The 25,917-nt window shown below is 67.8% G+C and carries 24 protein-coding genes and 2 tRNA genes; 12 read left to right on the top strand and 14 right to left on the bottom strand.

Going from position 1 to position 25,917, the window contains the following annotated elements:
* A partial coding sequence (locus ACIPVK_RS18985) for an alcohol dehydrogenase catalytic domain-containing protein (protein WP_407613540.1) occupies positions 1 to 646 on the bottom strand: 646 nt, incomplete at its 3' end.
* A gap of 67 nt (positions 647 to 713) precedes the next feature.
* On the bottom strand, positions 714 to 1,568 hold the full coding sequence (locus ACIPVK_RS18980) for a sulfurtransferase (RefSeq protein WP_407613539.1): 855 nt from the start codon (positions 1,566 to 1,568) through the stop codon (positions 714 to 716).
* A gap of 546 nt (positions 1,569 to 2,114) precedes the next feature.
* Here ACIPVK_RS18980 and ACIPVK_RS18975 point away from each other — a divergent pair.
* Both ACIPVK_RS18975 and ACIPVK_RS18970 read left to right on the top strand, forming a co-directional pair.
* Positions 2,115 to 2,972, top strand: a complete 858-nt coding sequence (locus ACIPVK_RS18975; protein WP_407613538.1) for a S1 family peptidase — start codon at positions 2,115 to 2,117, stop codon at positions 2,970 to 2,972.
* A 625-nt stretch (positions 2,973 to 3,597) separates the two neighbouring features.
* Entirely contained in the window at positions 3,598 to 4,620 is a 1,023-nt protein-coding gene (locus ACIPVK_RS18970) for a PLP-dependent cysteine synthase family protein (protein ID WP_407613542.1), read from the top strand.
* A 19-nt stretch (positions 4,621 to 4,639) separates the two neighbouring features.
* Here ACIPVK_RS18970 and ACIPVK_RS18965 read toward each other — a convergent pair whose 3' ends face one another.
* Positions 4,640 to 5,317 carry an MBL fold metallo-hydrolase gene (locus ACIPVK_RS18965; protein WP_407613537.1) on the bottom strand — a complete coding sequence of 226 codons (678 nt, stop codon included), beginning with the start codon at positions 5,315 to 5,317 and terminating at the stop codon, positions 4,640 to 4,642.
* Positions 5,318 to 5,509: 192 nt separating this feature from the next.
* On the opposite strand from ACIPVK_RS18965, the gene ACIPVK_RS18960 reads away from it, so the two are divergent.
* Positions 5,510 to 5,950, top strand: coding sequence for a Fur family transcriptional regulator (locus ACIPVK_RS18960; protein ID WP_407613536.1), 441 nt, complete (start codon positions 5,510 to 5,512; stop codon positions 5,948 to 5,950).
* A gap of 61 nt (positions 5,951 to 6,011) precedes the next feature.
* On the opposite strand, the gene ACIPVK_RS18955 is transcribed toward ACIPVK_RS18960, so the two are convergent.
* From ACIPVK_RS18955 to ACIPVK_RS18930, 6 genes are all read right to left on the bottom strand, one after another.
* A complete protein-coding gene (locus tag ACIPVK_RS18955) occupies positions 6,012 to 6,515 on the bottom strand; it encodes a cupin domain-containing protein (protein ID WP_407613535.1) in 504 nt (167 codons plus the stop codon).
* Between the two features lie 192 nt (positions 6,516 to 6,707).
* Entirely contained in the window at positions 6,708 to 7,586 is an 879-nt protein-coding gene (locus ACIPVK_RS18950) for a metal ABC transporter permease (protein ID WP_407613534.1), read from the bottom strand.
* Between the two features lie 5 nt (positions 7,587 to 7,591).
* Complete coding sequence (locus tag ACIPVK_RS18945; RefSeq protein ID WP_407613541.1) at positions 7,592 to 8,413, bottom strand: metal ABC transporter ATP-binding protein; 822 nt, start codon at positions 8,411 to 8,413, stop codon at positions 7,592 to 7,594.
* 16 nt (positions 8,414 to 8,429) lie between these two features.
* The gene (locus tag ACIPVK_RS18940) at positions 8,430 to 9,395 is read right to left on the bottom strand and encodes a metal ABC transporter solute-binding protein, Zn/Mn family (protein WP_407613533.1); all 966 of its coding nucleotides are present in this window, start codon (positions 9,393 to 9,395) and stop codon (positions 8,430 to 8,432) included.
* A gap of 68 nt (positions 9,396 to 9,463) precedes the next feature.
* On the bottom strand, positions 9,464 to 10,531 hold the full coding sequence (locus tag ACIPVK_RS18935; RefSeq protein ID WP_407613532.1) for a hemolysin family protein: 1,068 nt from the start codon (positions 10,529 to 10,531) through the stop codon (positions 9,464 to 9,466).
* Positions 10,528 to 11,880: a hemolysin family protein gene (locus ACIPVK_RS18930; protein WP_407613531.1), complete on the bottom strand. Its 1,353-nt coding sequence runs from the start codon at positions 11,878 to 11,880 to the stop codon at positions 10,528 to 10,530. The genes ACIPVK_RS18935 and ACIPVK_RS18930 overlap by 4 nt, the downstream gene beginning before the upstream one ends.
* Positions 11,881 to 12,362: 482 nt before the next feature.
* Here ACIPVK_RS18930 and ACIPVK_RS18925 point away from each other — a divergent pair, with 482 nt between their 5' ends.
* The 3 genes from ACIPVK_RS18925 to ACIPVK_RS18915 all read left to right on the top strand — a co-directional run bounded on the left by ACIPVK_RS18925 (position 12,363) and on the right by ACIPVK_RS18915 (position 16,949).
* Positions 12,363 to 16,121 (top strand): multifunctional oxoglutarate decarboxylase/oxoglutarate dehydrogenase thiamine pyrophosphate-binding subunit/dihydrolipoyllysine-residue succinyltransferase subunit, encoded by a 3,759-nt coding sequence (locus tag ACIPVK_RS18925; protein WP_407613530.1) that lies wholly within the window; start codon positions 12,363 to 12,365, stop codon positions 16,119 to 16,121.
* Between the two features lie 45 nt (positions 16,122 to 16,166).
* Entirely contained in the window at positions 16,167 to 16,772 is a 606-nt protein-coding gene (locus tag ACIPVK_RS18920) for a GDSL-type esterase/lipase family protein (RefSeq protein WP_407613529.1), read from the top strand.
* Between the two features lie 102 nt (positions 16,773 to 16,874).
* Entirely contained in the window at positions 16,875 to 16,949 is a 75-nt protein-coding gene (locus ACIPVK_RS18915; RefSeq protein WP_372342882.1) for a 50S ribosomal protein bL37, read from the top strand.
* A gap of 132 nt (positions 16,950 to 17,081) precedes the next feature.
* Here ACIPVK_RS18915 and rsrA read toward each other — a convergent pair whose 3' ends face one another.
* The gene (rsrA, locus tag ACIPVK_RS18910; protein WP_407613528.1) at positions 17,082 to 17,348 is read right to left on the bottom strand and encodes a mycothiol system anti-sigma-R factor; all 267 of its coding nucleotides are present in this window, start codon (positions 17,346 to 17,348) and stop codon (positions 17,082 to 17,084) included.
* Positions 17,348 to 18,001, bottom strand: a complete 654-nt coding sequence (locus ACIPVK_RS18905) for a sigma-70 family RNA polymerase sigma factor (protein WP_407613527.1) — start codon at positions 17,999 to 18,001, stop codon at positions 17,348 to 17,350. Before ACIPVK_RS18905 ends, rsrA begins: the two co-directional genes overlap by 1 nt.
* A 360-nt stretch (positions 18,002 to 18,361) precedes the next feature.
* Here ACIPVK_RS18905 and aroA point away from each other — a divergent pair, with 360 nt between their 5' ends.
* The 6 genes from aroA (at position 18,362) to ACIPVK_RS18875 (ending at position 23,319) form a co-directional block, all read left to right on the top strand.
* Positions 18,362 to 19,687 (top strand): 3-phosphoshikimate 1-carboxyvinyltransferase, encoded by a 1,326-nt coding sequence (aroA, locus tag ACIPVK_RS18900; protein ID WP_407613526.1) that lies wholly within the window; start codon positions 18,362 to 18,364, stop codon positions 19,685 to 19,687.
* A 4-nt stretch (positions 19,688 to 19,691) separates the two neighbouring features.
* Positions 19,692 to 20,795 (top strand): ribosome small subunit-dependent GTPase A, encoded by a 1,104-nt coding sequence (gene rsgA, locus ACIPVK_RS18895; protein ID WP_407613525.1) that lies wholly within the window; start codon positions 19,692 to 19,694, stop codon positions 20,793 to 20,795.
* Positions 20,796 to 20,913: 118 nt separating this feature from the next.
* The gene (hisN, locus tag ACIPVK_RS18890) at positions 20,914 to 21,714 is read left to right on the top strand and encodes a histidinol-phosphatase (RefSeq protein ID WP_407613524.1); all 801 of its coding nucleotides are present in this window, start codon (positions 20,914 to 20,916) and stop codon (positions 21,712 to 21,714) included.
* The gene (locus tag ACIPVK_RS18885) at positions 21,714 to 22,355 is read left to right on the top strand and encodes an iron dependent repressor, metal binding and dimerization domain protein (protein WP_407613523.1); all 642 of its coding nucleotides are present in this window, start codon (positions 21,714 to 21,716) and stop codon (positions 22,353 to 22,355) included. Before hisN ends, ACIPVK_RS18885 begins: the two co-directional genes overlap by 1 nt.
* Before the next feature lie 23 nt (positions 22,356 to 22,378).
* Positions 22,379 to 22,882, top strand: a complete 504-nt coding sequence (locus ACIPVK_RS18880) for a fluoride efflux transporter FluC (RefSeq protein ID WP_407613522.1) — start codon at positions 22,379 to 22,381, stop codon at positions 22,880 to 22,882.
* Positions 22,879 to 23,319: a fluoride efflux transporter FluC gene (locus ACIPVK_RS18875; protein ID WP_407613521.1), complete on the top strand. Its 441-nt coding sequence runs from the start codon at positions 22,879 to 22,881 to the stop codon at positions 23,317 to 23,319. Before ACIPVK_RS18880 ends, ACIPVK_RS18875 begins: the two co-directional genes overlap by 4 nt.
* Before the next feature lie 47 nt (positions 23,320 to 23,366).
* Here ACIPVK_RS18875 and ACIPVK_RS18870 read toward each other — a convergent pair whose 3' ends face one another.
* The 3 genes from ACIPVK_RS18870 to ACIPVK_RS18860 all read right to left on the bottom strand — a co-directional run bounded on the left by ACIPVK_RS18870 (position 23,367) and on the right by ACIPVK_RS18860 (position 25,857).
* Positions 23,367 to 24,311: a DUF2568 domain-containing protein gene (locus ACIPVK_RS18870; RefSeq protein WP_407613520.1), complete on the bottom strand. Its 945-nt coding sequence runs from the start codon at positions 24,309 to 24,311 to the stop codon at positions 23,367 to 23,369.
* A gap of 1,175 nt (positions 24,312 to 25,486) precedes the next feature.
* Positions 25,487 to 25,560: transfer RNA gene (locus tag ACIPVK_RS18865), tRNA-Met, on the bottom strand.
* Between the two features lie 223 nt (positions 25,561 to 25,783).
* A tRNA-Met gene (locus tag ACIPVK_RS18860) sits at positions 25,784 to 25,857 on the bottom strand.
* Between the last annotated feature and the right edge of the window lie 60 nt (positions 25,858 to 25,917).

The raw sequence follows: 25,917 nt of genomic DNA, 5'->3' as shown, positions 1-25,917 counted from the left end.
CCCCCCCCCCCCCCCCCCCCCCCCCCCCCCCCCCCCCCCCCCCGCCCCCCCCCCCCCCCCCCCCCCCCCCCCCCCCCCCCCCCCCGCCGGGGCCCCCCCCGGCCGCCGGATCAAGCCCGGCGGGGATCCGCAGCACGAAGTCCCGGTCGACGACGATGCGCTTGGAGTACCCGCCCCGGGTGTACTCGCCGGTGCGCGGGTCGAGCGCGCCATAGGTCGCCACGGCCCTTGCACAGTGCTGCTCCCGGCTTCCGCGGCACTGGTCGCATTCCCTGCACGCATCGACCAGGGCTCCCACGCCGACCCGGGTGCCGGGCACCAGGTCGGTGATCGCGGCCCCGGTCCGGGCGACGGTGCCCACGATTTCGCGCCCCGGGACCAAAGGCAGGGCCTTGCCGTCCAGTTCCCCGCGTCCGGCCAGCACGTCGGCAGGGCTCATCCCGCAGAACTGGACATCGATGACCACGTCGCGCGGGCCAGGTGCCCGGCGCCGGATCCGAAGCGGCACCAGCGGCCCGCCAGGTTCGGCGATGCCCAGCGCGCCCACAACATCCGATGCCCGCGGGGACGATGCCGCGCGGGTGCGTGCACGCTCGCGGATCTTCGCGGCGGCATCACGCGGCGGGGGCTTCGGGCGACCGATCATGCTCCGAACCTACCGCGCGCCAGGGCCCCGGGGCCAGCAACCCCGCGGGCCGCGGCTTCCCGGGACCTCACGGCGTCGGCCCGGTCGCCGCGGGGCGCGCCGGGTCGGCGCAATATTGCGACCAGGACCCCGGGTACAGCGCCGCGCGCACCCCAATGGTTTCCAGCGCGAGGACCTGGTGGGCCGCGGTGACCCCCGAGCCGCAATACGCCGCCACGTCCTGGGGCCCGGCGCCGGGCTCCACGCCGAGCTGCGCCATCGCGCGGGCCAAGTCGACGGGTTCCAGCAGGCGCTTGTGGCCATCGAGGTTCTCGGTTGTCGGGCGGTTGCGCGCCCCGGGGATGTGGCCGGCGCGCGGGTCGATGGGTTCGACCTCGCCGCGGTAGCGCTCGGCGGCCCGCGAATCCAGCAGGATCCCGTGGCCGCCGAACGCCGCGGCCTGTTCGATGTCGATGACGGGCATGTGCCCCCAGCCCGGCTGCACGTTGCCGGGCGCCGCCGTGTTGTTCCCGCTCTCCAGCCGATGCCCTTCGGCGGTCCAGGCGTCCAGTCCCCCGTCGAGCACCCGGACATTCCCGATCCCGGCGTGGCGCAGCAGCCACCAGCCGCGGGCCGCGGCCAGCGCGCCGGTGGCGTCGTAAAGCACCACGGCGGAGTCGGTGTTGATGCCCCAGCGGCGTGCGGAGGCGGCGAAGTCCCGGGCATCGGGCAACGGGTGGCGCCCGGCCGCGGGGACAGGCGGCGCGGAGAGCTCGGATTCCAGGTCCACAAAGATCGCGCCGGGGATGTGTCCGGCCTCGTAGTGCTCCCGGCCCCGGGCATCGCCCAGCGCCCAGCGCACGTCCAGCAGCGCTGTGTCGCTGTCCGCTTCCAGCAACCGTGCCAGTTCCAACGCAGAGATCAATGTCCGATGTCCGCCCACGTGTGCACGCTCCTTGTATCTGTTGTCATTGCCCGAAGGCGACTGCATTGAGGCTCCCGGCTCCTCTGCACGGTTCCGGCACGCCGAACGACGCCGCAACCGGCCATCCCTTCGGCGCGCATAGTTGTTGTCCTACTAGACGGCGAACCGGGCTGTGCCGAAGAGTTCGGCAATTTCAACAGTAGTGTGCCTTCCCTCCCGGTGAATAGAATCCAGGTGTGCATCCTGCGTTGGAGTCTTTGGCCTGCTTTCCGCGCAGCTTGCCAGTTGCCGCGGCGACGCCCATCCCTTGCCTGGATCGCAGCTGCGGCCTCCTTGCTAGGCTGGCGCATGTAACCTTGGCCGACCCCCTTTCGGAACGCTCCGAAATTCCGAGCCGGACAAACCGATTGCCGGACGAAGCCACGAATTTGGCCACAAAGACGCGCGCTTCGTGGATTCCCAATTGGAGCGACCGGTTAGCGTCTCGCCAAACTCGATGATCTGTGTTGTTCTTAAGGCCAGTCCGTCAATGAGCTTGTCCAGTTACTCGATGGAAAGAGCAAGATGATGAAACGTCTCCTCAGAAGAATGGCGCTTGTCGTTGCGGCAACCCTCACACTTGTCATTGGTGGTGCGTTGCCGGCACCGGCCGTCACTGGCGGTGAGCCGGACGGCAGCCGCCACCCCAACGTCGGTCTCATCGTTTTCTACGACTTGGCGGACGGCCTGCGGTATCGGTGCTCGGCGACGCTGATTTCACCGACCGTGCTGATCACAGCGGCGCACTGCACCGAGGGAACTGCCGGAGTGACGCTGGTGACCTTCGAATCAGTAATCGCGGAGGAACCCCCGAGTCCGTTACCAGTTGCAGCGGATCCGGGCATCGGCTACACCCCGGAAGATCTAGAAGCGGCCGGTTACCTGTGGGGAACACCAATAGCGCATCCCGAGTATTCGGATTTCACGGATTTGGCTAACTGGAACGACGTGGGAATCATCGTGCTCGATGAGCCGGTCACCAACATCGCCCCGGCGATGCTCGCTCCGGTGGATTACCTGGACCAGTTTGGGCAGCCCGTCTTGAGCCAGACGATCTTCGAGGTCGTCGGCTATGGCACCGAGGTGCGCAAGCCGGAGTCCGGCCCGCAGAAACCGCAGCCGATGTCCTACCCGTTGATCCGCCGCTACACCACATCTCCGGGACAGAAGCTCACGCCGCAGATCCTTCAACTCCAGGGCAACCCCAACGATAGCCGCGGCGGTGGCGGGACCTGCTTCGGAGACTCCGGTGGTCCAGTCTTTCTCAACGGCTATCTCGTGGCAGTGACCAGTTATACGTACACTTCGAACTGCCGTTACCTCGGTGGGTATCAGCGAGTGGACATCCCCGTGGTGCAGGACTGGCTGGCCCCTTACCTGTAACTACCCCGGACTCCGCAACCGCCGAAACGTCACCTTGGTGTGCGGCGGCCGCGGTCTTGTTAAGCTAAGCCAGGTGCCCTCCTCTGGGTTCAGGGAGGGCGTCTGGCTTACCTTGAGTTGGACCGTTTCCTGTATGGGGCTGTGGCAAATGTGAGCGGGAATCCAAGGGCCCGTGCATCTGCTGTCGTGTGTGCGGGGACGCTAGCGGCGGCTCTATATTGGTCGGCGCCCTACGCGGTCAAATTGAACTTGCCATGTCACCGTGGGCGAGCACCCTTAGCGATACGGTCGCGGCTGTGTCTGCAATCCAACGGCCGTTCATTCACGGCCCGGAGAGGGCGGCCTGTTATCGCGTACGTCGATCGGCTTATGAGGCGCCTATGAGTCGGGCTGTGAACTGTTGGTTTCGATTGGTGGCCCATTACGGAATCTCTTCCAGGGATCCCATGATCATTTGTTTGGATTCGGTTCGTGCCTAGCGGCCGGTGTGGGGCGCCGGTCCGTTCCCCGGCCGTTGCTTGGGTAGGGTGGAAGCGTGGATACAACACCCCTGATTTCGCTGCCCCGTCCCTCTGCCACCCGCCAGTGGGTGGATGCGGCGGTACGCACCATCGAGGCCGAGTCGATGCGCTCGGCCGACACGCACCTGCACAAGCTCGCACTGCCGCCCGAATGGGGCATCGACCTGTACCTGAAGGACGAGTCGACGCACCGCACCGGCAGCCTCAAGCACCGCCTGGCCCGCTCCCTCTTCCTCTACGGCCTGGTCAACGGCTGGATCACCGAGGGCACCACGATCGTGGAGGCCTCCTCCGGCTCCACCGCGGTATCCGAGGCGTACTACGCGAAGCTGCTGGGCCTGCCGTTCATCGCCGTGATGGCCGCGGGCACCTCCCCGGAGAAGATCGCGCTGATCGAGGCCACCGGCGGCACCTGCCACCTGGTCGATGACCCCTCGGCCGTGTACGCGGAGTCCGAGCGGCTGGCCGCGGCCACCAATGGGCACTACATGGACCAGTTCACCTACGCCGAGCGGGCCACCGACTGGCGCGGGAACAACAACATCGCCGAGTCGATTTTCGGCCAGATGGCCATGGAGGAACACCCCGTCCCGGCCTGGATCGTGGTGGGCGCCGGCACCGGCGGCACCTCCGCGACCATCGGGCGCTACGCCCGCTACCACCGCCACTCCACCCGCCTGGCCGTCGCGGACCCGGAGGGCTCGGCGTTCCTGCCGGCCTGGCAGGCCGCCCAGGCGGGCGGGGACCCGCTGGCCGCCACCGGAACCCCCAGCCGCATCGAGGGCATCGGCCGGGCGCGCCCGGAACCCAGCTTCGTGCCGGGCATCATCGATTTTCTCGCCACGGTGCCCGATGCCGCCTCGGTGGCGGCGATGCGCCACCTGCAGGACTTTGCGCACCTCTGTGCCGGGCCCTCGACCGGCACCAACCTCTGGCTGGCCTGGCAGGTCGTGGCGAACATGCTGGCCGCCGGCGAGAAGGGCTCGGTCGTCTCGCTGTTGTGCGACAACGGGGAGCGCTATGCCACCTCCTACTACGACGCCGCCTGGCTGGAGTCGGCCGGGCTGGACCCGGCGCCCTACCTGGGACGGATCGAGCGGCTGCTGGCCACCGGCAGCTGGGACTAGCCCCTCAGGCCGTGCGGCCTCAGGAATCGAGGGACACGGCCTCGCCGTTGGCAATCCGGCGGTACTCGAGCCCCCGCTCCGCCGCCACGCGGCCCAGGTGCCCGTCCACCAGCGCCAGGCCGCGTTCGTTGAGGAACCCGTCGTGGATGGGGAAGTTTTGCTCCGCACCGAGGATTGACATGAACTCGATGGTCTCCCCGATCTTGGCCCAGGGTGCGTGGGCGGGGACCAGCAGCGTGCGAACCGCGATCCCCTCGGGCACTTGGTAGCTGTCCCCGGGGTGGTAAAGCGTCCCCGCGATGAAGTAGCCAAGGTTCGGCACGACGGGCAGGGCATGGTGGATCACCGCGTGCATTCCGCCGTGGGTGGTGATCTCCAGCCCCGCGGCGCGGAAGGTTGCGCCCGGTCCGACACCGTGGATGCGCTCCTCGGCACCCGGCACCCCGGCCGCCTGCGCGGCCGCAAGCACGCTCCGGGCCAGGGCGACCGGGGCGTGCAGCGTGAGCCGCGGGTTGCCCGCCATGGCGCGCAGCACCGGCTCGCGGTCAAGGTGGTCGGCGTGTTCGTGGGTGACGAGGATGGCCTCGACGCCCTCCAGCGCCCCGTCGAGCTGCGAGTTGTTGCCCGGATCGATGACCAGGGCCCGGTTCGACTGGCGCACCTTGATGCAGGCGTGGTTGAACTTGATGATCTCCATGGACCCCAGCCTAGGCACGCGTGTGCCCGGGACACCAGTGCCCGCACGCCTGCTTCACGGAGCCGACCGGCCGGGGCACCCGCTGGTAAACTCGAGGTGTCCACGCCGGGTACCCCCGGCGCGGCACCGGAATCGGTGGCCGCGGCACGCACCGGTGGACAATGTGCGGATCTACAAGGAGTGCTTCAACAAATGACGAATCCGGCGACCGAGCGGCGCAGTCCCGAACAGCGTGTGACCAAGCAGCGGCTGGCCGTGAATGCCGCGCTGGAAAAGGTCGATGACTTCGTGACGGCGCAGGAACTCCACCGCTGGCTCGTTGACGGGGGCGACAAGGTCTCCCTGGCCACGGTGTACCGCCTGCTGCTGTCGATGGCCGAGGACGGCCTGGTCGATGTGCTGCGCAACAACGAGGGCGAGGCGATGTACCGCCAGTGCGTCATCGAGCACCACCACCATCATCTGGTGTGCAGCAACTGCGGCAAGGCCGTGGAGGTCGAGGCCCCCGCGGTGGAGAAGTGGGCGGCCCGGGTGGCCGAGGAGAACGGGTTCACCGAACCCACGCACACCGTGGAGATCTACGGGCTGTGCCCCGCGTGCTCGGCGACCAAGGCCGCCGGCGCGATCGTCTAGCCCGAAGACCCCATAAGTCCCCTCGTCGGCCTGCCCGCCGAGTGCCGTGGCGGAACCCGGTTCAGGGACCTTCCGCGGCGAAGGGCGACGGGCCCAGGATCTCGATGCCTCCGTTGCGCCGCGCAGATTCCATGACGCGGCCGAAATCGATTTCGCCCGATCCTGGATCGCCGTCTTCCAGCGGCCTACTGGCATCCATGTAGAAGGCCTGGCTGCGCCCCGGGGTGTGCAGGCACAGCACGCGCGTGGCATCGGCCGTCACCTTGAATGCATGCGGCATGCCCCGCGGCGCCATGACCAGGCCGCCGGCGCCGATCCGCGACTCGCTGCCATCCAGGTGCATCACGATCTCGCCGCTGAGCACGATCATCGTTTCGTCCGACTCCGGATGCGTGTGCAGCGGCGTGTCCTTGCCCTTTTCCAGCTGGTCCTCGAAGAGCAGGTAGGCGCCCGAGGTCTGCGCCTCGGTGGCCTTCCAGACATGCACGCCGCCGCCGAAGAACCAGCGCCGCTCCCCTTCGTCCGGTTGGCGGATGATGGCGTGCAGGTCCTTGTTTGTGTCCACGGGAATCGCCTCGCTAGAAGATGTGGCACTCGGTTCGGGCTTCAAAGCCCACGACAAGACTGGGCCTCCGGCTCCCGGGCGTCAACCCCGCCGGCCGGCCGGCTGCCGGGCATGCAAAAAGGCGTGTGCGCACTCCCCCGGACGGGGGGCGCGCACACGCCTTCCTGTTTTCCCTTATCTGGGCCACAGGGCCTAGGCGGCGACGGCCGCCATCTTCTCCGAGTGCCGCACCCGGTCCCGGCGCCAGGCAACGAGCCGGCACACCAGGTAGATGAGGAAGGAGATCGTGGTGACATACGGGCTGATCGGCAGCGACCCGGCCAGGGCCAGCAGGATGCCGCCCACCACCGAGGTCATCGCGAAGGCCACCGAGAGGCTCACGGTCAGCACCGGGTTGGAGGTCACCCGGATGGCTGCCGCGGCCGGGGTGATCAGCAGGGCGAGCACCAGCAGCGCACCGACCACCTGGATCGACAGCGCCACGGCCAGGCCCAGCACCACCATGAAGGCTACCGAGAGCCGGGCGGCGGGAATCCCGCGCGCCGCCGCCACCGCGGGGTCCACGGAAATGAACGTCAGCGGGCGCCACATGGCCACCAGCGCCACCATCACGATCACCGAGCACACGGCCAGCACGCCCAGCTGCACGCTGTCGACGGCGACGATCTGGCCGGTGAGCAGCCCGAACTTGTTCGCGCTGCGGCCCTGGTAGAGGGCCAGGAAGAGGATCCCCAGGCCCAGGCCGAAGGGCATGAGCACCCCGATGATCGAGTTGCGGTCCTTGGCCGCGGCGCCCATGATCCCCAGCAGCAGCGAGGCCAGGACGGAGCCGACAAGGGAGCCGACGACGACGTTGGTGCCGATCAGCAGGGCGAAGGCGGCCCCGGCGAAGGAGAGCTCGGCAATGCCGTGCACCGCGAAGGCCATGTCCCGCAGCATCACGAAGATGCCGATCATCCCGCCCACCAGGCCCAGCAGGGCGCCGGCGACCAACGAGTTGGTGACCAGCGGCAGGATCTCGGCGTAGTCTTCGAAGCTGAAGACGGTGCTCCAGATCTCGGAAATGTCCATGGTTCCTAGGCTCCTTGAAGCGGGTGTGCGCGATGCTGCGGGTCGGCGTGGGTGACGGTCTCTGGCATGCCCACCACCACGATGCGGCCGTTGGACTCGAAGACCTCGATGGGGCTGCCGTAGAGCTCGGAGAGCACCTCCGAGCGCATGACCTCCTCGGGGGTCCCGATGTGGAAGCGCCCGCCGGCCAGGTACAGCACCCGGTCGACGTATTGCAGGATCGGGTTGATCTCGTGGGTCACGAAGACCACAGCGGCGCCGCGGTCGCAGGCCTGCCGGTGGATCAGGGAGGAGATGGCCTGCTGGTGGTGCAGGTCCAGGGAGAGCAGCGGCTCGTCGCAGAGCAGCAGGCGCGGGTTGTCCGCCAGCGCCTGGGCCGCGCGCAGCCGCTGCTGCTCCCCGCCGGAAAGCACCCCGACGGGACGCTCGGCGTAGGAGGTGGCGCCGACCAGTTCCAGCAGCCCGTCCACGCGCTTGCGCATGGCCTTGCGGCCCAGCCGGATGCCCCACTTGTGCCCGTCGATGCCCAACGCGACCAGGTCGCGGGCACGCAGCGGGGTGTTGTCGTCGAAGGAGCGCTGCTGCGGGATGGTGCCGACCTGCCGCGAGCCACGGGTCGCGGGCTTCCCGGCGATCTTCACGGTTCCGCCGGAGAGTTCCTGCAGGCCCATCAGGGTGCGCAGCATCGTGGTCTTGCCCGAGCCGTTGGGCCCGAGCACGGCCAGGAACTCGCCCGGGGCGATGTCCAGGTCCAGTGAGTCCCAGAGCAGTCGGTCGCCAAAGCGCAGCGAGGCGTTGCGCAGGCTGACCACGGGTTCGGGCGCCATCGCGCGGAGGCTGGTGTCAGCGGCCAAGGGCCACCTCGAGTTGTTGCACGTTCGATTCCATCCAAGAGATGTAGTCCTGCCCGGCGGGCAGGGTTTCGGTCAGCTCCAGCACCGGGACCCCGGAGGCCCCGGCCAGGGAGGCGACCCTGTCGGTTTGCGGCCCGGAGGTCTGGACGTTCACCGCCAGCAGCGCGTACCGGTGCGCCGCCAATCCGTCGCCCAGTTCCTTGAGCAGCAGCGGGGGCAGGTCCTCGCCGGCCTCCATGGCGGCGCTGACGCCCGCGGGGGTTCCGTCTTCCATTCCCGCCTCGGTGAGCAGGTAGTAGGCCAGTGGTTCGGTCATCGCGAATTCCTTGCCCGCACCTTTCGGCCGCAGGGCCTGAAGGGATGCGGCCAGGGTGTCGATGCGCGCCTCGAAGGCGGCTGCCGCGGAGGTGAACTCCTCCGCCCGGGCGGGGCGCAGCGCGGAATACTCGTCGGCCAGGGCGCGGGCCAGGGCGCCGACGGTGTGCACGTCGTACCAGACGTGCTCGTTGCCCTCGGCGTGGTCGTGCCCGGCAGGGGCGGTTGGGTCCCCGGAAGCATGGGCACCCTCGGCGCCGCCATCGGAGAGGAAGTCGACGGCGTGGAGCATCGGGCTCCCGGGCTGTTCCGGCCCCTCGGCCAGCGCGTCCATGAACGGGTCGTATCCCCCGCCGTTGGCGATGACGACATCGGCCTTCGAGACCGCCAGCTTGTCCCGGGCGGTCGCCTCGTAGGAGTGCGGGTCCTGCGAGGTCTGCTCCACGATCGCACTCACGCGCACCGCCGAGCCGCCGACGGCCCGCGCCACGTCCGCATACACGGAGGTGGAGGCGAGGACCTCGAGCACCTCCGGGTCGGCACCCGCCGGCGCGCCCTGGCTGGCCGGAGCCGTGCCGGCGCAGGCTGAAAGCAGCAGGATCGAGGCGGCGACGGCGAGGGTGCGAAGTGGCGTGTTCATGCGGAGTGTGCGGGGCCTTTCGGGGAAATGCAGGACACCAGACTATCTCAGTTGCGAGTCATTCGCATTTATTGGGCGCTGCGGTTCTCCCGGCGGATGCCGCGCTTCTGGTTCTGGTCATCGATCTCCCCGACCAGCTGTTCCAGCACGTCCTCGAGGAACAGGATCCCCAGCGTGGCGCCGGATTCGTCGACGACGCGGGCCAGGTGCTTGCCGTCGGCACGCATCTGCTCCAACGCGTCCTCGATCTCCGCGTCGCGGGCCACCACGCCCATGGGCCGCGGCTCGATGCCCGACACCGGCCGGTGGTACTGGCTGTCCGGCAGCGCCATGACGTCCTTCATGTGCCAGTAGCCCGCGAAGTCCCCGTCCTCGGCGATGACGATGCGGGAGAAGCCGGTCCGGCCCACGGTGCGCTCGAACTCCTGCACCGTGGTGCCGCGCTGCAGGGTCACCACGCGCTCACGGGCGACCATGGTCCCCGCGGCGGTGAGGTCCGAGAACTCCAGCGCCTTGCGCAGCCGCAGCGCGTCGTCGGCCGCCAGCGTGCCGTAAAGCGCGGAGCTGGCAATGATCGACTGCACCTCGGCGGCCGTGAACGCGGAGTTCACCTCGTTCTTCGGCTCGATCTTCATCAGGTGCAGGAACTGGTTGGCGATCCAGTTCAGCGTGACCACGACCGGGTGCACGATGACGGAGAGCCACAACAGCGGCCCGGCCAGCAGCAGCACCGCCTTGTCGGCCATCGACACGGAGATGTTCTTCGGCACCATCTCGCCGAAGGTCACGTGCAGGAAGGTCACCAGCAGCAGCGCCAGCAGGAAGGCGATGGACCCGGCCAGCGGCTCGGACACGCCAAGGAACTGCAGCGGCACCACCAGCAGGTGGTGGATGGCAGGTTCGGCGACGTTCAGGATCAGCAGCGAACACACCGTGATGCCCAGCTGGCAGACCGCCAGCATGATGGACACCGATTCCATGGCCTTCAGGGCGCGGGCGGCGCGCTTTGACCCCGCGTCGACCAGCGGTTCGATCTGGGAGCGGCGCGCGGACATGACGGCGAACTCCGCCGCCACGAAGAACGCGTTGCCCAGCAACAGGACGATCAGCCAGAGCAGGCCGGCGAAGTCGTTCATGCCTTGCCCCCCGTGGCCTCGTCCGGGCTGGCCGCGGAGGCGGCGCTGGAAGCGCTCGATTCCCGCGGCACGAAGTGCAGCTCGGCGACGCGGCGCTTGTCCAGCGCGGTGACGGTGAACGCCCCGCCCTCGGTGTCGACCACGTCCCCCAGGAACGGGATCCGACCCAGCTCGGCCATCACGAACCCGCCCAGGGTCTCGTAGGCGGCGTCGTCGGGGATCTCCACCTCGCCGATGAGCTCGTTTAGCTGGTCGGGGCGGTACATGCCTGGGATCATCCAGGTGCCGTCGGGCAGCTGGCGCACCTCGGGCAGGGCCGAGTCGTGTTCGTCGGCGACTTCGCCGACGATTTCCTCAATCAGGTCTTCCAAGGTGACCATTCCGGCGGTTCCGCCATATTCGTCAAGCACGATGGCCATCTGCAGGTTGGCACTGCGCAGCTGCACCAGCAAGGTGTCCAGGTGCACGGTTTCGGGGACAAAGATCACCGGGGTCTTGTTCTCGCCAACCTCCTTGCCGGCGCGCTTGTCGCGCGGGATGGCAATGATGGTCTTGACGTGGCAGACGCCCTTGATCTCGTCGGTGGACCCGTCGGTGACGGGGAAGCGCGAGTAGCCGGTCTTCTTGGCCAGCTCGATGACCTCGTGGACGTGCGCGTCGTGCTCGATGGTCTGCATCCTGGTGCGCGGGGTCATCACGTCGGCCGCCGAGCGTTCGGAGAAGCGGACGGTGCGGTCGACGAAGAGCGCCGCATCCTTGTCCAGCGTGCCCATTTCCGCGCTGCGGCGCACCAGCGAGACCAGCTCGGCCGGCGAACGCGCCCCGGAGATCTCCTCCTTGACCTCGAGGCCGAACAGGTGCAACACCTTGTTGGAGAAGCCGTTGAGCACGACGATGGCCGGCTTGAAGATGGCGGTGAAGATCAACTGGGGGCGGGCAAGCGCACGCCCGATCGCGAAGGCCTTGGCGATGGCCAGGTTCTTGGGGACCAGTTCGCCGATCACCATGGAGAGCAGCGTGGCCAGTACCATGGCCACCACGAGGCTGACGGGGACCGCGGAGTCCCCGAGTCCGAGGGCCAGCAGGGGTTCCTGGAGCAGCTTGCCCACGGAGGGTTCGATGACGTAGCCGGTGAGCAGCGTCGTGAGCGTGATGCCCAATTGGCAGGAGGAAAGCTGGGTGGAAAGCGACTTGAGGCAGTGCAGCAAGGCGATGGCCTTGGTGTCGCCCTTGTCGACCGCTTCCTGGACGTTGGCCTGGTCCAGGGCAACGAGGGAAAACTCGACGGCGACGAAGAAGCCGGTGCCAAGGATCAGCAGCAGGCCGATGGCCAGCAGCAACCATTCCATTTAGTGTTTCACCGCCCCGCGGGCGGAAGAACTTCGGGGGGCGGCAGCGCCGCGGCCCGGAAATCTAAGGTGTGTGCACCGACAACTGGAAGGCTCCGATAGCGAAGCGGAATTGGGTGGGCAATGACGTGTGTGGCCGGCACCGCGTGATTTCACGACTGGCCGGCACAGAGAGTGGCTGTCCATAACAAATTCAGTGTATCTGAACTACGACTTGCGCACATGCGATCTTCATCGCGCCCGCACGAGGCCCCGCCGCTGCCCCGGGGCCGACGGAGGGACGGAAAACGGGCATGCGGAGCGTTCGCGTCCCTCCCGCCGCCGATCATGACGACGCGCATGTGATACCCGGCTCATTGGTTCCCATCCGGGGTCCAATTGTCACTAGACTACTAAGCAGGTCTAGAACTATGCCCCTTGGTGGTCATCCCCCTCGGCGGCGCTTGGACAAACGGAAATACAGGGAGAAGAGGCGTAATACCGTGCCAGATCAATCGCACCACCGACTCACCGAAGAGTTCGGCGGGAACGAATGGCTAGTCGATGAGCTGTACCAACAGTTCCTCAAGGACAAGAACTCGGTAGACAAGAAGTGGTGGGACATCTTCGCGTCCCTCAGTTCGGAGCAGGCTGCCGCACCGCCGGCCGCAGAGGCACCGGTCGCGGCCACCCCGGCCCCGGCAGCTGAAGCCCCCGCAGCCCCCGCCGCACCGCGCGCCGCCACCCAGGCCCGCGTCGTCGACGTCTCCGGCGGCACGCCCAGCTCCTCCGCTGAATCCTCCGCCGCGGGCAACGCCGCCGCGGCCGCCCCGCGCGTCCCGGCCGACCCGGCCCCGGCCACCAAGTCGCAGCCGATCCCCGCACAGGTCCCCAAGACCAGCGCCCCCGGCGCCATGGGCGAGGAAAAGCGCACCCCGTTGCGTGGCCCGGCCAAGGCCATCGCCACCAACATGGAGGCCAGCCTCACGGTCCCGACCGCCACCACGGTGCGCGCCGTCCCGGCCAAGGCCCTGATCGACAACCGCGTGGTCATCAACAACCACCTCAAGCGCGCCCGCGGCGGCAAGATCTCCTTCACGCACATCATCGGCTTCGCCGTGATCCGCGCCCTGAAGCTCTTCCCCTCGCAGAACGTCACCTACGCCGAGGTCGACGGCAAGCCGATGGCCATCCAGCCGGCCCACGTGAACTTCGGCATCGCCATCGACATGCCCAAGCCCGACGGCTCGCGCATGCTGGCAGTGCCGAACATCAAGGCCGCCGAGACCCTGAGCTTCAACGAGTTCTGGGACACCTACGAGGGCCTGATCAAGCGCGCGCGGGCCAACAAGCTCACCGCCGACGACTACGCCGGCACCACCGTCTCGCTGACCAACCCCGGCGGCATCGGCACCGTGCACTCGGTGCCGCGCCTCTCCAAGGGCCAGGCCACCATCGTGGGCGTCGGCGCCCTCGAGTACCCGGCCGAGTTCCGCGGCGCGAGCGAGAAGACCGTCGCGCTGCAGGGCGTGGGCAAGGTCATCACCCTGACCTCCACCTACGACCACCGCGTCATCCAGGGTGCGGGCTCCGGCGAGTTCCTGAAGCTCGTCGAGTCCCTGCTTCTGGGCGAGCAGGGCTTCTACGACGAGATCTTCGAAGCACTGCGCATCCCGTACGAGCCGGTCCGCTGGGCCGTCGACAACCAGGTCGACATCGACCTGCAGATCAACAAGATCGCCCGTATCCAGCAGCTGGTCCACTCCTACCGCGTGCGCGGCCACCTGATGGCCGACACCAACCCGCTGGAGTACGTCCAGCGCCGCCACCCGGACCTCGACATCCAGACCTACGGCCTGACGCTGTGGGACCTGGACCGCGAATGGGTCACCGGCGGCTTTGGCGGCAAGGACCGCCTGATGCTGCGTGACATCCTCGGCGTGCTGCGCGACGCGTACTGCCGCACCATCGGCATCGAGTACATGCACATCCAGGATCCGGTGGAACGCAAGTGGTTCCAGGACGAGCTGGAGCACCCGTACACCAAGCCGACCCGCGAAGAGCAGTTCCGCATCCTGGGCAAGCTGAACTCCGCCGAGGCCTTCGAGACCTTCCTGCAGACCAAGTTCGTCGGCCAGAAGCGCTTCTCCCTGGAGGGCGGCGAATCCCTGATTCCGCTGCTTGACGGCATCATTTCCGATGCCGCCGACGCCGGCCTGGAAGAGGTCGCCATCGGCATGGCCCACCGCGGCCGCCTCAACGTGCTGACCAACATCGCCGGCAAGACCTACTCCCAGGTCTTCCGCGAATTCGAGGGCACCGCCCCCACCGGCTCCGTGCAGGGCTCGGGCGACGTCAAGTACCACCTGGGCACCGAGGGTTCCTACACCTCGGACGCCGGGAACCAGACCAAGGTCTACCTCGCGGCCAACCCCTCGCACCTGGAGGCCGTGAACCCGGTCCTCGAGGGCATCGTGCGCGCCAAGCAGGACCGTGCCGGATCCAAGGACTTCAACGTCCTGCCGATCCTGGTGCACGGCGACGCGGCCTTTGCCGGACAGGGCGTGGTCGGCGAGACCCTCTCGCTCTCCCAGCTCGAGGGCTACAAGACCGGCGGCACGATCCACGTGATCGTGAACAACCAGGTCGGCTTCACCACCGCCCCGACCGACTCGCGCTCCTCGGTGTACGCCACCGACGTTGCCAAGCAGGTCCAGGCGCCGGTGTTCCACGTCAACGGCGACGAGCCGGAGTCCGTGGTCCACGTGGCCCAGCTGGCCTTCGCCTACCGCCAGCGCTTCAACAAGGACGTCGTCATCGACATGGTGTGCTACCGCCGCCGTGGCCACAACGAGGGCGACGACCCGTCGATGACCCAGCCGATGATGTACAACCTCATCGAGGCCAAGCGCTCGACCCGCAAGCTGTACACCGAGGCCCTCGTCGGCCGCGGCGACATCACGCAGGACGAGGCCGACCAGGCTCTGCGCGACTACCAGGAACGCCTGGAGCGCGTCTTCGCCGAGACCCACGCGGCGCAGACCTCGCCGATCCCGGTCATCACCCCGGGCACCTCGGCCATCCACGACCTGGAGCTGCCCGCGGCCCAGCGCGAGGACGAGGCCTCCGTCGCCGCACCCAAGGACACGGCCATCACGGCCGAGACCCTGGCGCACATCGGCGCCGCGCACCTGGCCATCCCGGAGGACTTCACCGTCCACCCGAAGCTCAAGGTGCTCCTGGAGCGCCGCGAGAAGATGAGCCGCGAGGGCGGGATCGACTGGGGCATGGCGGAAATCGCCGCCTTCGGCACCCTGTCCATGGAAGGCGTGCCGGTTCGCCTGGCAGGCCAGGACTCGCGCCGCGGCACCTTCGTGCAGCGCCACGCGGTCTTCCACGACCGCCTCAACGGCGCCACCTGGTACCCGCTGCTGAACCTCTCCGAGGACCAGGCCAAGCTGTGGATCTACGACTCGCTGCTTTCCGAATACGCGGCCCTGGGCTTCGAATACGGCTACTCGGTGGAGCGCCCGGACGCCCTGGTGCTCTGGGAAGCCCAGTTCGGCGACTTCGTCAACGGCGCCCAGACCGTCATCGACGAGTTCATCTCCTCCGCCGAGCAGAAGTGGGGCCAGCGCTCCAGCTTGGTCATGATGCTTCCGCACGGCTACGAGGGACAGGGCCCGGACCACTCCTCGGCCCGCATCGAGCGTTTCCTGCAGATGTGCGCGGAAAACAACATGGTCGTGGCCCAGCCGTCCACCGGCGCCAACCACTTCCACCTGTTGCGCCGCCAGGCCTACGCCCGTCCGCGCAAGCCCTTGGTGATCTTCACCCCGAAGCAGCTGCTGCGCCTGAAGGCCGCCGCATCCGCCGTGGAGGACTTCACCACCGGCACCTTCCAGGAGGTCATTGCCGACACCGCGAACCTGAACCCGGCAGAAGTCGATCGCGTGCTGCTGGTTTCCGGACGCCTGTACTACGACCTGGCAGCGGCCCGCACCAAGGCGAACGACACCAAGACCGCGATCGTGCGCGTCGAGCAGCTCTACCCGCTGCCCGCCGAGGCGATTGCGGCCGAGGTCGCCAAGTACCCGAACGCCGAGGTCGTCTGGACCCAGGACGAGCCGGCCAACCAGGGCCCGTGGCCGTTCGTCGGACTGAACCTGCCGGCCGAGCTGGGCAAGGGCGTTCGCCTGGTGTCCCGCAAGGCCTCGGCCGCGACCTCGACCGGAACGCACAAGCGCCCCGAGGTCGCTTAACCGACTGCTAGTGTTGGTTGGTACGCGCCCTGAGAAAGGTCATTCGTGGATTACCGCACTATTCGACTTACCGCCATCGGCGACGAGCTCCTGGCCGGACACGGGGACCCCCGGGCCTTGGGCTGGTACGGCCGCGTGCTGGCACGCACCTCGAACACCGATGTCCGCATCGAGAGCTACACGCTTGCGGCCCCGGGCGAGGGGTCCGAGGCCCTGAGCACCCGCTGGTTCGACGAGGCCTCGCGCCGTTTCGGCGACAACGTCGACAACCGCCTGGTCATCGCGCTCTCCGACAGGGACCTGGACCTGGGCCTGTCGACGGCCCGCTCCCGGCTGAACCTGGCCAACATCCTGGACTCGGCCTCGCAAATGAGCATCAAGGCCCTGGTGGTGGGCCCGGCCCCGGGACTGGATCCCGAGCGCAATGCCCGCCTGGCAGAGCTATCCCACGTGTATGCGGACGTGGCAACGCGCCGCAAGCACCACTTCGTGGACACGTTCACCCCGCTGCAGAACCACGCGCAATGGCGCAACGACCTGTCGGTGAACGGCGGGCTTCCGGGGCAGGCCGGCTACGGGCTGATGGCCTGGCTGGTGCTGCACCGCGGCTGGTACACCTGGCTGGGATTGCCGGAGCCCGGCGCCAACTGACATTTTCGCCACGGGGAACCCCCACGTATTGGGTCCGGCGTCGCGGGTATGGCAGACTGGACGAAGTCCAACCTAGGACCAAGATCACAAAGGAGTCCTCACATGAGCAAACGTTCACGTAAGCGTAAGGATCGCAAGCGCGGCGGCGCCAACCACGGCAAGCGCCCCAACACCTAAATCGCTGCCGCCCCGGACCCGGTGAAAGACCGGACCGGAGTGCCACGGGTTTAACCGCAAAAGGGCCGGATCCCGGAACCGTCGCAAGACGGCTAACCGGGGTCCGGCCCTTTTGGCGTGTGTCGGCCGCGTCTAGGCGTGGCCCGATTCCACGCGGATCTCCGAAATCCGCGTGATGATCTTCGACTTCAACGTGTCGGGCGCAATTTCCTGGCAGCTGCGGCGCACGACCGAGCGGATGATGCACTCAAGGTCGTACTCCTCGGCGCATTCGGCACAGTGCTCCAGGTGCGCCTTGACCTCGGTGAGGTCCTTCAGCGACAGCGCGCCGTCAAGGTACTCGTAGAGGCGGACGATGCGATTGTCGTCGCAGTCGCCCAGCGAATGGCAGTCACCCATTATTTCTTCTCCGCTCCGGGCGTGGGTGCCCCTTGGTTCTTTGGTGCTGCGCCGATCCCGCGCTCGTGCGCGTAGTCGGCCAGCAATTCCCTCAATTGTTTTCGTCCCCGGTGCAACCGCGACATCACCGTGCCGATCGGCACCCCGAGGATCTCCGCGGCATCCTTGTAGGGGAAACCCTCGACGTCCACGAAGTACACCGCCAGCCTGAACTCCTCGGCAATCGACTGCAACGCGTTCTTCACGTCCGAGTCCGGCAGGTGGTCAAGGGCCTCGACCTCGGCCGAACGCAGCCCCGCGGGCGTGTGCTCGGCGGCCTTGGCCATTTGCCAGTCCTCGACGGTGTCGGTCCCGGTGCGCAGCGGCTCGCGTTGGCGCTTGCGGTAGAGGTTGATGTAGGTGTTGGTCAGGATCCGGTACAGCCACGCCTTCAGGTTGGTCCCGGGCTTGTACTGGTGGAAGGCCGAATACGCCTTGGTGTAGGCCTCCTGGACCAGGTCCTCGGCATCCGTGGGGTTGCGCGCCATGCGCATCGCCGCGGAGTAGAGCTGGTCGACATATTGCAGCGCGTCGCGTTCGAAGCGCTCGCGCCTTTGTGCTTCGGTCTCATTGGCTACCGGTACAGTGTCGGTGCCCTGTATATTCTCGGTCATCACGGCCAAGTCTACGCGTCGCCGTGGTTCGCTCGGGGCCGGGGATTCCGCCAGCAGTACTCCCATAAGTCCTCCGCCTGTTTCCATGGTTGGTTCGCTTGCCGGTGGCGCCGCCCGACGTGCTTCCGCACGCGGAGCGCACACGCCACAGTAGGGGTAACACGCAAGCGCGCGACTCTATTCCACCGGTGGTGCCCGGCTGCGGCTAGAATTGGGGCCACGGGGAAGCGTTTCCCGCACAGTGCGGAAAGCCACCAGAGGCGGCAACGGCGCCGCCACCGACCGACACCCCATTCCCTACTCCCCCAAACCACCGCCGCGCCACCACCCGCGGCACCCCTTGAGACCCGGAGGCAGCCGTTGAGCACCCAAGAAACCCTGGACACCACGTGGGACGCCCCGCACCCCGCATTCCCCGTTGACGGCACCGTCATCGTCCCGGCGTCCAAGTCGTTGACCAACAGGTACTTGCTGCTCGCCGCCCTGGCCGACGGGCCCTCCCGCATTTCCAACGCGCTGGCCTCACGCGACTCGGACCTGATGATCGGCGCCCTGCGTGCCCTGGGCACCGGGATCGAAACCGTCGACGCCCCCGACGGCACCCTCGAATTGCGCATCACCCCCATGGACTTGGATGCGGAAATGGGCCAGGTGGACATCGACTGCGGCCTGGCCGGGACCGTCATGCGCTTCGTCCCGCCGCTGGCGGCGCTGGCCCGCGGCTCCTTCACCTTCGACGGCGACCCGCATGCGCGCCTGCGCCCCATGGCCCCGGTGCTCACCGCCCTTTCCGACCTCGGGGTCCCGGTCACCGAGCACGGGGCACCCGGGCTGCTGCCCGCCACCGTGAACGGCACCGGCAACCTGGCCGGCGGGCGCATCGTCATTGACGCCTCCGGCTCCTCCCAGTTCGTCAGTGCCATGATGCTCGTGGCCGCGCGCACCGAGCACGGCGTGGAGATCGTCGCCGCCGAGGGCCGCATCGCCAGCCCGGACCACATCGAGATGACGGTGCAGACCCTGCGCGAGCTCGGCGTCGTCATCACCCGCCCCACCGAGCGCAGCTGGAAGGTCGAACCCGGGAAGATCAGCGCCTTCGAGCGCACCATGGAACCGGACCTGTCCAACGCCGGACCGTTCCTGGGCGCGGCCATGGTCACCGGCGGCACCGTGCGCATCCCGCACTGGCCGGCCGCCACCACCCAGGTCGGCGACCAGTGGCGCACCATCCTCGCCCGCATGGGGGCGCGCGTCGAGCACTTGGAGGACGGCACCCTGCAGCTCACCGGGCCGCAGGAGATCTCCGGGATCGACTACGCGGACGCCTCCGAACTGGCCCCGACGCTCGCGGCGATCTGCGCGCTGGCCTCGGGTGAGTCCCGGCTGACCGGGATCGCGCACCTGCGCGGGCACGAGACCGACAGGCTCGCGGCGCTCGTGACCGAGATCAACAACCTCGGCGGCAGGGTCACCGAACTGGAGGACGGGCTGCTGATCGAACCCGCCCCGCTGCACGGCGGCACCTTCGCCACCTACGCCGACCACCGCATGGCAACCGCAGGGGCCATCATCGGCCTGGCGGTGCCCGGGGTGAAGGTCGTGGACATCGCCACCACCGCCAAGACCATGCCGGATTTCCCCACCCTTTGGACCACGCTGGCCGCCAGCGGGAAGGCCTCACACTAAGCACATGGCACGCAACGCACGGGATTGGGACGAATCGGATGTCCGCATCCGCCCCAACAAAAAGGGATCACGCCCCCGCACCAAGGACCGCCCCGCCTACGAGGACGCGCTCATCGGCCGGATCATCACGGTGGACCGCGGCCGCTACCGGGCCATCCTCGACGAGGACACCCCCGAGGAGCGGATCGTGATTGCCGCCCGCGCCCGCGAGCTGCGCCGCAACCCCGTGGTGCCCGGGGACTTCGTGGCCCTGGTGGGCGACACCTCCGGCGAGCCCGACACCCTGGCGCGGCTGGTGCGCATCGAGGACCGCAGCACGCTGCTGCGCCGCAGCGCGGACGACACCGACCCGGTGGAGCGCGTCGTGGTGGCCAACGTGGACCAGCTGGTCATCGTGGTGGCAGCCGCCAACCCGGAGCCGCGCACCGGGTTCATCGACCGGGCCATCGTCGCGGCCTTCGACGCGGGCATCAGCCCGCTGCTGTGCATCACCAAGGCCGATGTCCGGGACCCCGAGCCGTTCCTGGAAAACTACCGGCACCTGGACATCGACATCGTCGTCTCGCGCACCACCGACGAGTCCGCCACCGGCATCGACGCCCGTTCCGCCGACGGGCTTTCGGCCCGGCTGGCCGGCACCCCGGTGGAGGAATTGCGCGAACACCTGGCGTCCAAGGTCTCGGTGGTCATCGGGCACTCGGGCGTGGGCAAGTCCACGCTGGTCAACGCGCTCACCGGCGCGCAGCGGGCCACGGGCAACGTCAACGCCGTCACCGGCCGCGGCCGGCACACTTCCTCCTCGGCACTGGCGCTGCGCATCGACGACGCCCCGGCCGGCAGCTGGATCATCGACACCCCCGGCATCCGCTCCTTCGGCCTTGCCCTGGTCGACCCGGAGAACATTCTCAACGCCTTCGACGACCTGGTCCCGATCGCCAATGCGTGCGCCCGCGGCTGCACGCACAAGGCCACCGAGCCGAAGTGCGCACTTGACGCCTGGGTCGCCTCCGGGGAGGCCGGCCCGGTGGGCATCGCCCGGCTCGATTCCTTCCGCCGGCTGCTGGGACAGGACGAAACCGCCGAGGCCAAGGAACTGGGCACCGCCTAGCCCCCCCGAGGCCCGGAGGTGCCAAAGCCCACGCCCGCGACGGGGTCCGACGCCATCCCACGCCGCCGTCCCGACATCTTGCAGTCCTGCCGCCGCCCGGTGGGATAGGTTTAAGGTTATGAAAACCGATGTCATGACCTACAACGATGACCTGCGCCTGGCCCACGTCATTGCCGACTCGGTCGACGCCCTGACCCTCTCGCGCTTCAACGCCGTGGACCTGGTGGTGGAGACCAAGCCGGATTTGACCCCGGTCTCGGATGCCGACAAGGCGGCGGAGGAAGCCATCCGGTCGCACATCTCCCGGGCCCGCCCGCGCGACGCCATCACCGGCGAGGAATTCGGCACCACCGGCAAGTCCACCCGGCACTGGGTCATCGACCCGATCGACGGAACCAAGAACTTCGTGCGCGGCGTCCCGGTGTGGGCCACGCTGATCGCGCTGATCGACGACGGGGAGCCGGTCGTCGGACTGGTCTCTGCCCCGGCGCTGAACCGCCGCTGGTGGGCCGCCAAGGACATGGGCGCCTACACCGGCCGTTCCATGGCCAGCGCCCACAAGCTGCAGGTCTCCTCGGTGGCCAAGCTCGAGGACGCCTCGATGTCCTACTCCTCGCTGAGCGGGTGGGAGGAACGCGGGCAGCGCGGGAACTTCCTCAATCTCACCGATACGCTGTGGCGCACCCGGGCCTACGGGGACTTCTGGTCCTACTGCATGGTCGCGGAGGGCGCCGTGGACCTGGCCGCCGAACCGGAACTGAACCTCTACGACATGGCTGCCCTGGTGCCCATCGTCCGCGAAGCAGGAGGGCGCTTCACCTCCGTTGAGGGAGTCGACGGCTGCAACGGCGGAAACGCCGTGGCCAGCAACGGCCTGGTCCACGATGCCGCACTGGAAATCCTGAACCTGGGCCGCTGATGCTCCGTGCACCGTTGACCTCCAGCGAGGAAAACTACCTCAAGGCGCTCTACGCACTGACCGAATGGGAAGACGACCCCGTCACCACCGGCAGCATTGCCGCGCAGCTGGGTGTTGCACCGGCCTCGGCCACCGCCATGGTGTCCAAACTTGCCGGCAAGAACCTGCTGGTGCACCCGCGCTACGGCGCCATCACCTTCACCGAGGCCGGACGGCTGGCCGCCCTGAACGTGGTGCGCCGCCACCGGCTCATCGAGACCTTCCTGCTCAACGAACTCGGCTATGGCTGGGACGAGGTCCATGAGGAGGCCGAACTCCTCGAGCACACCGTTTCGGGCCGCTTCATCGAGGCCCTGGCCGCGCGTCTGGGCCACCCCGCCACGGATCCGCACGGCGACCCGATCCCCGGTCCGGACGGCACCCTGCACATGCCCCCGGCGATCCGGCTTGACCGCTTTTCCCGCCACGGCTCCCCCTCCCGCGCGGTCGTCTCCCGGATCAGCGACGAGGACCCGGCACTGCTTCGCCTATGCACCGATCTGGGCATCTCCCCCGGCAGTATCATCGCCCTGCCCCACCCGAAGCTCAGCACCATCGACACGACGATGCTGTGGGTGCTGCCGGCGCCTGCGGGCAGCTAGTCGGCGAAGAACGGCAACCTGACTTGGGCGCACCGAACAAGCCAACCGACAGGGACGACACCGCTCCCGCCAAAGCCCCGCCGCGTGCCACCGGCCTGAACATCGCGGCGGTGGCGGTGGGGGGCTTCTGCGGTGCCGCGCTGCGCGTGGGACTCGGCCTCTGGATACCCGATGCCCCGGGCATCCCGGCCACCACCTTGGCCATCAATGTCACCGGCACCGCGGCCCTGGCGGCATTGACCAGCTACTGGCAGATCACCCACCGCGGCCCCAGCTGGTTGCGCGCCGGAATCGGCACCGGTTTCCTCGGCGCGTTCACCACCTTCTCCGCGGTGGTCCTTTTTGCCCTGGGCGCTTCCCCGGCCGAGGCCCTGCTGGACCTGGTGTTCTCGCTGCTGCTTTGCGCTGCGGCCGCGTGGGTTGCAATGTCATGGGTTGAGCGCGCCTTGGCGGGCAGCGGGGCTTCGGCGCCTTCCGGCCGGGAACTTCCCCAAGTAGAGGAACCGGGCACTGGAGGGACCCCATGAGCCAGCTGGGCCCGGGTGGATTCCTGCTCATTGCCCTGGCCGGGGCCGTGGGCGCCGTGGGACGCTACCTCCTGGACATCCATATCTCCGCCGGGCAGCATCGGCGTGCGCAATCGGGCGCCCGGGTCTTCCCGCTGGGCATCCTGGCCGCAAACACCGCGGCGTGCTTCCTGGTGGGTGCCGCGGCCACCTGGGCCGGAGACCACGGAATCTCCTGGGCCTCCGGCTCCCTCTCCGGGGTCCCGGGGCTGCTGGTGATCGCGCTGGTCCTGGGCATCGGCGGCGGACTGAGCACGATGAGCACCTTCATGGTCGCCGTGGTCTCGTTGTGGCGCTCGGGAGCCCGCGCCATGGCGGCCACCTACCTCGGCCTGACGTTTGGCGCCGGCCTGGCCGCGTGCTTGCTCGGCGGGCTCCTGGCCAGCCTGCTGCCCTGAGCGCCAGGGAATGAAGTTCCGGGCATTGCCGCCCGGGAAGGCCAGCGTCAGCGGGCTGCGCGGCGTCCGGTGGCCTTCTTGCGGCTCTCCACGTTCTGGCCTCGAACCGCAACAGTCAGCGCCAGGCTGATTGCCGTCAAGACGCCCATGCACAAGGCCAGCACCGGCAGGCCCGCGATGGCGAGCAGGCTGGACCCGGCGGCAAAAAGCAGGTGGGCCACGACAGCATGATACGGCTGGGTCAATCGCAGGCTTGCCTTGGGCGACATGAACAGGGCCCAGAAGATGAATACTGGCACCACGGTGATGATGACTGACACGACGGGGCTAAAGGGCAGCTTCGTCATGGCCCAAATCCCCAGCGCGCCCAACAGCGCGACTTCAAGAATGAATGAAACGATCATCAACGCCACGCTGATGCCGCCTGTGGCTCCGCCCTTTTCGTCGGCGGACGGGACTCGGGGATCCGCTGAGGGTCCGCCTGGCACCATCGACGCGGCAGGTTCGACCGCTGCCTCGGGATCGGTCCCCGACTTGTTGCCGTTATCGTCGGAGTTCGGCCCGGGATCCACTCGTTCCCCGGTGTCCGCAGGTACTTTCATCGCGGGACCCTCGGAGTTTGCCTCATTCGCCTTAGACTCAGCCGGGGCGGCGGGATCATAGGATTCCGGGGATAGAGCGGGAGTTCCCGGTTTGCCGCCAGCGGCACCCGATTCCGTGAAGGGAGTTGCTTCAGGCTTTTCCGGCACCGAGGCCTTGCCGGGTGCATTGGCGGGCGATTCTTCCCGGGCCGCTTCCGGTACCGTTTCACCGTTCGCTTCCCGGCTCGCTGCTGCTGGCTTTGTTACCGGTGCAGCGACCGGCTTCGTCGGCGCACCTGCCGATTTGGCGCTATTGGACGTGGTGGCGGTCGGCTTGGCCTCGGAAGAACCGCTTACCTCCGTTTTCCCGGCGTCGTGCTTGTCTTGTACGGGCCCGGCAACCGGAATCACACGAGGAGTTGCGGAAGAGGAAGTCGGGGCCTTGGGGGATGCGTCAGACGGAACGGCCGCGGGTGGGAGGGAAGTGGTGGACTGCTCGGGGGCCGCAAGGGTTCCGCCGGTGACGTTCTTCGTCGCAACTGCCGCAGCGACGGGTTTTTTCGCCGTCTCGGACTTTGCCGGTGCCGGCTGGTCAGTCGACTTCTGTGTGGAGGGGCCCGTCGTTGTGGGAACCGGCTGCCGGGCAGCCGGGGAAACGTTCTTGGCGCCGGGTGCCACCTTGGCCGAAGAACCAGCCTTCACCGGACCCGGAATGGGAGCAACGACCACCGGCTTCTCAGCAGAGCCAGCCTTCACCGGACCAGGAACGGGGCCAGCAACCGCCGGCTTGGTCGCAGAACCAGCCTTCACCGGACCCGGAACGGGACCAGCGGGCACGGGCTTCGCAGCAGAACCAGCCTTCACCTGACCCGGAACAGGACCAGCAGCCACGGGCTTCGCAGCAGAACCAGCCTTCACCTGACCCGGAACAGGACCAGCAACCGCCGGCTTCGCAGCAGAACCAGCCTTCACCGGACCCGGAACAGGACCAGCAACCGCCGGCTTCGCAGCAGAACCAGCCTTCACCGGACCCGGAACAGGCGGCGCAGGCTTGGCTTGGTCAGCAGTGGGTGCAGCCGGCTTTGGCGGGCTCGCCACGAAGCGCGCAGCCGAACCAGCTGCACCTGGTACCAACTTGGAAGCGTTGGTGCTCGCGGGCTTGCCGGTCGAACCTTTTTGCGTGCCCACGGGCGTGACTTGGATTTTCCTCGGCGGACCCGGCTTGGCGGGTGCGGCTGGAGGCGTTCCGGGAGTTTGGGGAGTCGCATCACCGGTGACGTCGGCTGGGACGGTGTTCTTCGCTGGCACACCGTTTTTCGACGTTGGCTGCTCCGGCATGTTGGCCTTACCTCACATGGACTCGACAAAGCTCGACTTGCATCGAGCTGACCACTTACCAAGCAAGTCTATGGCGTCAGCCCTACGGGAAGGTAAAACCCGACGTCATTCGGCATTTCTTAGCTTTTTCGGTGCCCGGCCGAGGTGTGCCAGGGGTCCCCAAGAAAGCTGCACCAGGCACCAGCAGGGGCATCGCCGTTAAACAAATGATCCGTGGTCCTATTTCAGGACCACGGATCATTTCTTTGTGGCGGGGACAGGATTTGAACCTGTGACCTCCGGGTTATGAGCCCGGCGAGCTACCGAACTGCTCCACCCCGCGTCGGTAAATACAACAGTACCAGCGCGTTCCCGTCATGCCTAATCGAGCAGCGTTTTCGTCGACGGTTCCCATCCCAGCCAGCATGTTCGACATATCACCAGGAAAAATTGATCACTTTCCACACAACGAGACGGCATCGATGAAATTACCTGCCGCATACGATCCCCGTCGGGCAAAAGGAAAGGACCCCGACCTGGTTTCCCTGGTCGGGGTCCTTCATTCGTGGCGGGGACAGGATTTGAACCTGTGACCTCCGGGTTATGAGCCCGGCGAGCTACCGAACTGCTCCACCCCGCGGCGATATAACAATCATCGCCGATTGGGTGAACAGTAAGCAAATCCTGGAGGTGTGGGGGG

The sequence above is a fragment of the Paeniglutamicibacter sp. MACA_103 genome (genome assembly GCF_045798555.1).
In the GTDB taxonomy this organism is placed as follows: Bacteria; Actinomycetota; Actinomycetes; order Actinomycetales; family Micrococcaceae; genus Paeniglutamicibacter.
The sequence above is the reverse complement of the archived record's forward strand: the minus strand, read 5'-3'. Positions and strand labels throughout refer to the sequence as shown.